Here is a 3,138-nt window from a genome sequence, read left to right as displayed (position 1 = left end):
CATTTTATTAAAATCAATTATTGAAAGTTCTAAGAAAAATCATACACAAAGGTACATTTTAATATAATCGATATTGTAACTATAGGAGACTCCTAATGTAAGAAAAAAGCTAGTAAGAAAAGATGACTACAGACTAATTTTAAATAAAATAATTGATAAAAGAAGGGTTTTTAAGATATAGTAAAGATGTAGAAAGATATAATGAAATAAGCAAGGGAAGTAATGATAGAAAAAGAAATCGCTATAATAGGATTACATGATTTCACAAAATTATTAGGGATCAAATATATCAAGATCATGTACTTTTTAAGAAAGACGTTAGTGAACTACAAGTGGCATTTATTTCAGTATATTTAAATAGCTTATAAATTAATACAAAAAGGTTTAGATAAGCGCAACATTGGATAAATTTTGTGATAATGAAAAAAGTACTAATAAACTAGAAGATATATAGTTATATTAAAAATAGGGGGAATAAAAGATGTTTGAATATAAATTTATAGAAGTACCATTAAAGCAAGGTTTTAAAGTGAAAAAAGGTGACCATTTTTAAGCGTGTAAAAACATAATTAACGAAGAAGCAAAAAATGGATGGAGATTAAAACAAATAGTTGTTCCACCAGCTGATAATAATGGTATGTATTGTCCATATTGTTATCAAATAATATTTGAAAAAGAAATGGTTAGTAGATAATCTTAAATTACACGAAGTAGATGAAAGACTTGCGAGTATAGAAGTAAAAAAGTAGGAGTATACCAATTAATTGATATACTCCTACTTTTTTGTTTGCATTATATTAATATTTTTTATAAAAACTGTCTTACAAGTTGGAGGTATATATTATTATTTCTTTCTATATTTTCCTTCAATTTTTATTGTATAGACAGCCATTAATATAATAACTTCTAAAATAACACCTATTATTGAAATTATAAAAAGCGGAGAATTTTGTTCTTCTCCTAATAAAAATGGTGTTCCTAATAATATAAAGAAAAAACCAAATACACACCATAGTTTGCCCAAGGCTTTGTTATAGGCTTGTATATTCTGTTCTTCTATTTGAGGTTTTTTCCAGATAGCGTCCATATTATAAACCCCATTGTTTTCCCTCCTAATTTAAATAAATTGAAGCATCCTTAATTGAAAATCTTTTATTCTAGTGTAAGTCCCGTATGTATTACTCTGTATAAGATGTTTTATTGGCAGATTATAACCAATTAAAAGACTTTACAAACTATACTTTATATAAGGTTTGTATTAGAATCAATCTACATAAAAATAATTATTTAAAGCAAGTTAATTTTAAAAAAGGGATTTGAAGATATATGTATAATTAATTGGTTTTAGATGATAGTTTAAGTATATATGAAATTGTATCAAAAATTTAATGTTTAATAATGATAATTGAGTTATGGTGAGATCATAGAATGTTAATAATAGAGCATTGAAACTCAATTATATATTTAATATATTTTAAAGTTAAAAGGTGGTGATATTATGGATATATTGAAAAGTGGAAGAAGCTTTTTTTGTGGAGCGTTAGTTTGGTTTGTAACAGCTATAGTATGTTTCACATCATCAACACCATTGTTTAATCCTGAGAATAATATATTTTGGGGAATAGTTTCTTTAATGGCATCAGTAGTATTTTTCATAAATGGATACAAAAGAAAGAAGAAATCTTGATAAATATAAAAAGAAAAAATATATAATTTGTCTTATACAATTAAGTTGAATGGGGGATGTTATGGGATTTATAGATTTTATATTATATCCATTAGTTTATATTATATTTATGCCCATACTAACTTTAATTCATGAGTTAGGGCATGCAATTCCAGCTTTGATTTTTTCAAAGGAAAATGTAACTGTTAATATAGGAAACTCTAATTTAAATAAGCAGATAAAACTAAATAGATTGTTAATTAATCTAAATGGATACAAATCTGTAGTAGATGTATCTTATGGCTATGTTAATTGGAGCCAAGTAAATAATAAAATCAAGTCAATTTGGATAATTTTAGGAGGTCCTCTGACAACATTAATAGTTTCAATTTTGATGTATACTTGTCTAGTAAATGTAAGCTTACCATTTATTTTAATGCTAGTATTTAATGCATTATTTATATTCAGTGCATTTCAATTTTTATTAACTATTTTGCCAATAAAGTATTTCTATAATCCTTATGTAGGCCATACAAGTGATGGTTATAAAATATTACAACAGTTTAAGAAAGAAAATACTAATATATAAAGGGGTTAAATTATAGATAGAGCTATTTAGTTAAACAATAAATATTTAGAGGGGGGAATATAGGTGAATGAAATTAGTTGCAAATTTCCAATAATAGAAACTGAAAGACTTATACTTAGAAAGTTAGAAACTACAGATATTAATGATTTATTTGAAATACTATCTTCAGAAAGAGTGACTAAATATTACGGAAAATACCCAATGGAGAATTTATCTGAAGCAGAAGATCTTATTTTGAAATTTCATAAAGCATTTGAGGATCAAAAGTCTATCAGATGGGGAATAGAACTTAAAGAAACAAATAGAATTATTGGAACATGCGGTTTTCATTGTTGGAATAAAAACCATTTTAGAGCAGAAGTAGGGTATGAACTTGGTGAAGCATTTTGGAATAAAGGTTATGCAACTGAAGCAATTTGTGCTATTTTGAAATACGGATTTGAATTCATGGAATTGGAAAGAATAGAAGCTATTGTTTACCCTGAAAATAAGTATTCTGAAAAGCTATTATTAAACTTAGGGTTTGAGCATGAAGGATTATTAAAGAAATATGCTAATTTTAGAGATAAACAACAAGATTTAAATATATTTGCTATTTTTAGGAAGTAATCAGTTTTTAAATGAATTTATAATATGATATAATTCATATGGGAATTATTTAACTAATGGGGTTTATCTAAAATGAAAAAAGGAGTAATATATTATGAGCTTTACATATGAATTATTTTTTCAAATATTTAATACAATTTTAATTATAGCAATTCCTATAGTAATTTATAAATTAATAAAAAAGGTTATATCTGATAAAAGACTAGTAAATGAAAGACTTACATCAATAGAAGAAAAAATAGATAATCTTAAATAGGAAAATATAATAAAAAGG

At 25.0% G+C, this 3,138-nt stretch carries 6 protein-coding genes; 5 read left to right on the top strand and 1 reads right to left on the bottom strand.

Annotation, left to right across the window (positions count from 1 at the left end):
• Positions 1–565 precede the first annotated feature (565 nt).
• A complete protein-coding gene (locus RWY47_RS18195; RefSeq protein WP_316030385.1) occupies positions 566–694 on the top strand; it encodes a DUF4177 domain-containing protein in 129 nt (42 codons plus the stop codon).
• Positions 695–844: 150 nt separating this feature from the next.
• On the opposite strand, the gene RWY47_RS18020 is transcribed toward RWY47_RS18195, so the two are convergent.
• Positions 845–1,087, bottom strand: a complete 243-nt coding sequence (locus RWY47_RS18020) for a hypothetical protein (RefSeq protein ID WP_021429241.1) — start codon at positions 1,085–1,087, stop codon at positions 845–847.
• A 411-nt stretch (positions 1,088–1,498) separates the two neighbouring features.
• Between RWY47_RS18020 and RWY47_RS18015 the strand changes: the two genes are divergently transcribed.
• The 4 genes from RWY47_RS18015 (at position 1,499) to RWY47_RS18000 (ending at position 3,120) form a co-directional block, all read left to right on the top strand.
• Positions 1,499–1,687 carry a hypothetical protein gene (locus tag RWY47_RS18015; protein WP_021429256.1) on the top strand — a complete coding sequence of 63 codons (189 nt, stop codon included), beginning with the start codon at positions 1,499–1,501 and terminating at the stop codon, positions 1,685–1,687.
• A gap of 61 nt (positions 1,688–1,748) precedes the next feature.
• The gene (locus tag RWY47_RS18010) at positions 1,749–2,255 is read left to right on the top strand and encodes a site-2 protease family protein (RefSeq protein WP_021429251.1); all 507 of its coding nucleotides are present in this window, start codon (positions 1,749–1,751) and stop codon (positions 2,253–2,255) included.
• Between the two features lie 63 nt (positions 2,256–2,318).
• Positions 2,319–2,864, top strand: coding sequence for a GNAT family N-acetyltransferase (locus RWY47_RS18005; RefSeq protein WP_025163071.1), 546 nt, complete (start codon positions 2,319–2,321; stop codon positions 2,862–2,864).
• 94 nt (positions 2,865–2,958) lie between these two features.
• On the top strand, positions 2,959–3,120 hold the full coding sequence (locus tag RWY47_RS18000; protein WP_160165096.1) for a hypothetical protein: 162 nt from the start codon (positions 2,959–2,961) through the stop codon (positions 3,118–3,120).
• Positions 3,121–3,138: the final 18 nt, after the last annotated feature.

The sequence above is a fragment of the Paraclostridium sp. MRS3W1 genome (genome assembly GCF_032465715.1).
GTDB classification, from domain to species: domain Bacteria; phylum Bacillota; class Clostridia; order Peptostreptococcales; family Peptostreptococcaceae; genus Paraclostridium; species Paraclostridium dentum.
This window is presented reverse-complemented; position numbering and strand designations above follow the sequence as displayed.